Origin of the sequence: Tatumella sp. JGM130 (genome assembly GCF_018257525.1) — a bacterium.
GTDB lineage: Bacteria > Pseudomonadota > Gammaproteobacteria > Enterobacterales > Enterobacteriaceae > Tatumella > Tatumella punctata.
In genome coordinates, this window is sequence record NZ_JAERJS010000079.1 from 1 (window position 1) to 1,272 (window position 1,272).

A 1,272-nucleotide genomic window follows, 5' to 3' on the forward strand; every position below is an offset into this window, starting at 1 on the left:
GTCAGTTGAACTGCATGACAAAGTCATCGGGTACTACATGACAATAAATCACTATCAATAAATTGGAATCATTACCGGATTTTTGAATGATATATTATCATCGCGGTCATCACCTTCACAACCAATGGTATTTAACGTATTAGCTTTTCCTACATGCAGAGGTGTAATGCAGGAGGCATCAAGAAAAGCACTTGGCTTATGATGACTGGTATATATTTTTATTTTATTCATTTTAAGACATCATTTCCAGATATTGTGGGATAATCTGCCCGGCCTTACCGGCAGCTTTTAAGTTATGGTTTTCTATCCAGATAACCTGATCGCATATTTTCTCAACATCTTCCATACTATGGCTGACAAACAGAATAGTGATCCCGCGTTTCTTAAACTCATTGATGGTGGCGATACATTTTTTCTGGAATGCCACATCTCCGACAGCTAATACTTCATCGATTATCAGTATATCCGGTTCAACCTGGCTGATAACAGAAAACCCGAGTTTTGCCAGCATACCACTGGAATACACACGGATGGGCTCATCAATAAAACTTCCCAGCTCAGAAAAAGCAATAATCTCTTCCAGTTTTTCCAGAACCTGTTTTTTCCTGAGTCCAAGCAAGGTGGCATTCAGAATAATATTTTCACGTCCCGTTAACTCCGGATGAAATCCTCCACCCAGCTCAAGCATTGATGCAATTCTTCCATGGGTGATAACACTGCCTGAAGTCGGCTTTATCACACCGGCAACCAATCCGAGCGAAGTACTCTTTCCTGCACCATTACGACCGATAAGGGCGACAGCTTGCCCTTTTTCTACTTTAAAACTGATATTTTCTATAGCCTTATACTGTCGTCCTTTCAGCAGTGAAAGGGCCCTGCGAGGATGAAATATCAAATCTTTCACACCACTGCCTATATGGTGATATAACGGATATGATTTTGATACATTTTTAAATTCAATAGCAGTTTTCATTACAATATCTCAGCAAAACGGAATTTCAGTTTATTGAATATGAAACTACCGACCACTAAAAATAACCCAGAATATAAATACATTTGTGCAATAGAGTTATAATCAATAGTATCTTTCATAAAGAGATCACGCCAGGCCAGCATCATTTCTGATACAGGGTTAACTTTAAGCATCCACTGATATTCTTTAGGAATAAGATCTGCTGAGTAAAGAATTGGCGTACGGTAATGATTCCAATTTATTGATAGTGATTTATTGTCATGTAGTACCCGATGACTTTGTCATGCAGTTCAACTGAC

Annotated in this window: 1 protein-coding gene and 1 pseudogene; both read right to left on the reverse strand. The window is 38.7% G+C overall.

Annotated features, from left to right (window positions below; all coding sequences use genetic code 11):
- Positions 1-75 precede the first annotated feature (75 nt).
- Positions 76-231: pseudogene (locus tag JK211_RS16720) on the reverse strand (DUF4422 domain-containing protein); the annotation flags it as partial.
- A 1-nt stretch (position 232) separates the two neighbouring features.
- Complete coding sequence (locus JK211_RS16725) at positions 233-973, reverse strand: ABC transporter ATP-binding protein (protein ID WP_212709741.1); 741 nt, start codon at positions 971-973, stop codon at positions 233-235.
- Positions 974-1,272: the final 299 nt, after the last annotated feature.

Coding starts and splice junctions, on each gene's coding strand:
- JK211_RS16725 (WP_212709741.1), bottom strand. CDS start 973: ATGAAAACTGCTATTGAATTTAAAAATGTATCAAAATCATATCCGTTA.